At 58.4% G+C, this 4,739-nt stretch carries 5 protein-coding genes; all 5 read left to right on the forward strand.

What is annotated here, in order from left to right; genetic code table 11:
- Positions 1–1,294: type I-C CRISPR-associated protein Cas8c/Csd1 (gene cas8c, locus NUW23_15040; GenBank protein MCR4427474.1), on the forward strand; the 1,294-nt coding region annotated here is incomplete at its 5' end.
- Positions 1,287–2,297 (forward strand): type I-C CRISPR-associated protein Cas7/Csd2, encoded by a 1,011-nt coding sequence (gene cas7c, locus NUW23_15045; protein ID MCR4427475.1) that lies wholly within the window; start codon positions 1,287–1,289, stop codon positions 2,295–2,297. The genes cas8c and cas7c, both read left to right, overlap by 8 nt.
- A gap of 2 nt (positions 2,298–2,299) precedes the next feature.
- Positions 2,300–2,977 (forward strand): CRISPR-associated protein Cas4, encoded by a 678-nt coding sequence (cas4, locus tag NUW23_15050; protein MCR4427476.1) that lies wholly within the window; start codon positions 2,300–2,302, stop codon positions 2,975–2,977.
- Positions 2,974–4,005, forward strand: coding sequence for a type I-C CRISPR-associated endonuclease Cas1c (gene cas1c, locus NUW23_15055; protein MCR4427477.1), 1,032 nt, complete (start codon positions 2,974–2,976; stop codon positions 4,003–4,005). The genes cas4 and cas1c overlap by 4 nt, the downstream gene beginning before the upstream one ends.
- A gap of 13 nt (positions 4,006–4,018) precedes the next feature.
- Complete coding sequence (cas2, locus tag NUW23_15060; protein MCR4427478.1) at positions 4,019–4,309, forward strand: CRISPR-associated endonuclease Cas2; 291 nt, start codon at positions 4,019–4,021, stop codon at positions 4,307–4,309.
- The last annotated feature ends 430 nt before the right edge of the window (positions 4,310–4,739 follow it).

Genomic DNA, 4,739 nt, shown 5'->3' on the forward strand with positions numbered 1-4,739 from the left:
TCTGGATTCAGCGGAATGGCATCCCTGGTGGCGAAGGTTTCGTGCCACCCTGAAGGGTGATAGGTCAGAGAATGGTCAGAACCTCATGCGGTGTCTCGAAACCGGCGAGCTGGTAAGGCCAGCCAAGACTCATCCGAAGATCAAAGGGCTCGTAGGGGTTGGCGGGCAGGCGGCAGGTTGCGTGCTGATTGGTTTCGACAAGGAGGCTTTCACCTCCTACGGACTCGAGCAGTCGGACAACGCGGCCGTATCTGAAGAGGCAGCAGCGGCATACGTGAATGCCCTCAACGAGCTGATCGAGAAAGCGGACAAGCCCATGGCTGGAACGATGTTGGTTTACTGGTTCAAGGAACAGGTGAAGGTGGAAGATGATCCTCTCAACTGGGTCAAAGGGATATTCGGCAGCGGAGAGGCTGAGGAGCTCGAGGCTCTTCAGCGCGCCAGGAGACTTGTGGAGGGGATCAACACCGGGCAACGGCCCGACCTTGCCCGCAATGTCTTTCACGCCGCCGTTATCTCGGCATCCGGAGGGCGTGTGATGGTGCGCGACTGGATGGAGGGAAACTTCGCGCAACTTGCACGTAACGTCATCCGCTGGTTCGACGATCTTGAGATCTGCTCGAGGGACGGAACCAGGCTGGCGAAGGACCCAGGCCTCTTTGCACTCCTGTTCTCGCTAGTCCGCAAGGAACTGGATGAACTGCCACCGTTCCTCGCAGCCGATATGTGGCGCGCGGCCCTCTTCGACGGGCTCATCCCCTCTCTTGCACTCTCAACGGCATTGGGCCGGATCAGGGCCGACATTGTGGACTCAGACAAGGTCCCGAGTCCAGCACGGATGGGACTGGTCAAAGCTTACCACATCCGTAAGACAAGACTCTATGGAGGCGAGTGCTCTGTGAAACCGTATCTCAACGAGGAGCATCCGAGCGCGGCTTACCAGGCAGGCCGGCTCATGGCGGCTCTGGCTGCTGTTCAACGCGCAGCCCTGGGCGATGTGGGTGCCGGCATCGTCCAGAGGTACTATGCCGCAGCTTCCTCAACCCCGGCACTCGTGCTTGGCAGACTGATTCGCCAAAGCCAGTTCCACTTGAACAAGCTCGATAAGGGGCTCTCAGTGTGGTATGAACGGCTCATCGCAGAGATCACCGGACGTTTCGGAGATGGGCTACCTACCGTTCTGGATCCTGAAGGACAGTCCCTCTTCGCCTTGGGTTACTACCAGCAGATGGCCGCGTTGTACGGCGGAAAGCAGAATCACGTGGAGACAAAGGAGGAGACAGCCAATGAGTGAGACGATAAGGAATCGTTATGAATTCCTGTACTTCTTTCAGTGCGTGAACGGCAACCCCAATGGCGACCCGGACTCCGGAAACGCTCCCCGGATTGACCCGCAGGACATGCACGGTCTGGTATCGGACGTCGCAATCAAGCGACGCATACGGAACTACGTTCAGATTGCCCGGGGCAACTGCCCACCGTACGCCATATTCATCCAGCAGTCCACAAATCTGAATAAGCCCATTGCCAAAGCGCATGAGGAGACTGGCGGCATCCAGGAAAAGACCACGGTTGACAAGGTTCACGCGGCTCAGAAATGGATCTGTGCCAACTTCTTCGACGTAAGAACCTTCGGAGCTGTGCTCTCAACAGGCGCCAACGCAGGCCAGGTTCGAGGTCCCGTGCAGCTGACTTTCTCTAGGTCGGTTGGTCCGATACTCCCCTTGGACGTCTCCATCACTCGCATGGCGGTCACGGATAGCCCTAAAGGCGTTACGAGCAGTGCGGACTATGAGAGATGGGAGAAGGAGCAGCCCGAGGACAAACTCCGCACCATGGGCCGCAAAGCCCTCATCCCTTATGGTCTGTACGTCGGTCAAGGTTTCATCAGTGCTCATCTCGCGGCAGAGACGGGCTTCACCGAAAGCGACCTTGCCCTATTCTGGGACGCGCTGGTTGGCATGTTCGAGCATGACCGCTCGTCCAGCAAGGGCATGATGTCCGTATTGGACCCAGTAATCATCTACCGACATGTGGGTACTGACAGCGATCCCGCTCAGCGTCAGCGACAGGCCATACTCGGCTGCGCCCCGGCCCACAAGCTGTTCGAACTGGTGTCTGTGAAGCCTGCCACGGACGTTGTCGCTCCACGAAGCAACAGCGACTACAGGCTTGCCGTCAAGGCGAGCGCTGTCCCGAGAGGCGTCGAAATCGGCTACGGCGTGGCCGAGGGAGGCAAGGCCAGCGTTCATTGGGGCGAACCCCCTGCCGGACTAAGCTGGCTCAGTGTAGACTAGCTATGTACGACGAAGAAGACCTTATACCGATCTCGGCGTTGTCGCAACTCTACTACTGTCCGAGGCGGGCCGGGTTGACGCTGGTTGAGCAGCAGTGGAGCGAAAACGTCTACACCGCCGAAGGTGCTGTTCTGCACGAGCGGGTACATGCGGGAGGCAACGAAACCAGAGTCGACGTTCGAATCCACCGCGGAATCCGTGTGCGTTCACTGCGGCTTGGGCTTGCAGGTGCGGTAGATTGCCTCGAGCTGAGGCTTCTCGGCCCTGATGAAGAGGGCGGCATTGCCGTGGACGGTGCGGCAGGACGGTGGGCTCCAGTCCCAATAGAGTACAAACATGGAACTACCCGGGACGAGAAAGAGTACGAAATCCAGCTGTGCGCGCAGGCCATGTGTCTCGAGGAGATGTTGAGCGTTCCGATAGGCGAGGGCTACCTCTACTACGGAGAATCCAAGCGCCGGCTCGCGGTAGCCCTCAACGGAGGATTGAGGCGAGAAGTAGAGGAAGGGGCGTTGCTCCTTCACGAAATGCTGGAGTCGGGCAGAACGCCCCCTCCCCAATTCAGCGCCAAGTGCCGCAACTGTTCTCTGGTGAATCTGTGCGCGCCTCGGCTATCGGCACTCAACGCCGGACGCTACTTGAGTGGTGTCTTGGAAGAGACGATAGGAGGTTCAGCTTGAAGAAGCTTTTGAACACGCTGTACGTCACCTCCAAAGACGCTTATCTGCATCAGCAGGGCGAGACTGTGGTGGTCAAGGTTGATGGGCAAGAGAAGATAAGGGTTCCCATCCATAACCTCGAGAATATCGTGTGCTTTGGTCCGATGACGTGCAGTACGCCGCTGATGGAACTGTGTGGTGCCAGGAATGTTTACCTGGCCTTCTTCTCCGAGTTCGGAAAGTTCTATGCTCGTGTGGAAGGGCCGGTTCACGGAAACGTTCTCCTGCGCAAGCAGCAATTCGCTGGGGCGAGCCGGGACCCCTTTCGCACAGACTTGGCGAGGACCTTCGTTCTGGCCAAGTTGGCCAATTGCCGCAATGTCCTCCTTAGGGCTGCGCGGGAACACCATGACGAAACAGCCCGAGTAGACATCCAACACGCAGCGTCTGAGTTGAGCGAGAGTGCGCGGAACCTGCTCGAGCCTGTGAGTCTCGACGTACTGCGCGGCATAGAAGGGGAGGCGGCAAAGAGCTACTTCAGTGTGTTCAATCACCTCATCGTGGCGCAGAAAGAGGACTTCGTTTTCAACGCTCGCAGCAGACGCCCACCACTGGACAAGGTAAATGCTATGCTCTCGTTTGTGTACGCCGTCCTGGCGAATGACGTACGCTCCGCTTTGGAAGGGGTAGGCCTGGATCCCGCTGTGGGGTTTCTGCATGCTGACCGCCCTGGACGGCCGAGCTTGGCGTTGGATCTGATGGAGGAATTCAGGCCGTACTTGGCGGACAGGCTCGTTCTATCGTTGATCAACCGCCAGCAGGTGAAGCCTGGGGGTTTCGAGAACTCAGCATCCGGTGCGATACTCATGAACGACGAGACGCGCAAGACTCTGCTATCTGCCTATCAGGAACGCAAGCGTGAGCAGATTCAACATCCGTTCTTGAATGAGTCCGTACCACTAGGCCTGCTGGCCCATGTTCAAGCGATGCTGCTGGCGAGGTACATTCGTGGAGATCTCGATGCCTACCCCGCGTTCTGTTGGAGATAGGCGGTGAGTTGCCATGATGGTGCTTATCACGTACGACGTCAATACGGAGAACGCCGCGGGAAGGAAAAGGTTACGAAACATCGCGAAGAAATGCGAGGACTATGGGCAGCGCGTTCAGCTGTCCGTGTTTGAGTGCATCGTCGATCCCCAGCAGCTGGTTGTCCTCAAGAACCAGTTGACGTCGATTATGGACGAGAGGACCGACAGCATCCGTATCTACTACCTGGGAAGCAACTGGGAGAGGAGGGTAGAGCACATAGGAGCGAAGCCTGGTTACAACCCCGAAGGGACTCTGATGGTTTAGACCTCGTCCGACACGATCAGGGATTTCGGGCCGTGCGGGTGGCGTGCGCGAGAATGCCCTGGCGGTGCCTTACTTCCGTGCGCGGACCCCAAGTGACCATCGTTTGCCGGAGAGGTCCGCGCTCCCAGCGTACGTGCGGTTTTGCACTGTGTCTGAGCGATTTCCGACCGGGAGCAGCCCGGCTCCACGGCCGGTTCGCGCAAACGCGCACTGCGGCCCAGCTAACACGGCCCGTTTCCTCACTACTCGCCCCTCGCGCAGGGGCGTGGATTGAAACGATGACTCCTGACGCCTGCACTCCGGGGGTAAAGTCGCCCCTCGCGCAGGGGCGTGGATTGAAACAATCGTTCACGAATCTTTGCCCACCTCCGAGAAGTCGCCCCTCGCGCAGGGGCGTGGATTGAAACTGTCAACGGCGAAGAGCGCAAGC

It is taken from the genome of Bacillota bacterium, assembly GCA_024655925.1.
Lineage (GTDB): Bacteria > Bacillota > DTU025 > DTU025 > JANLFS01 > JANLFS01.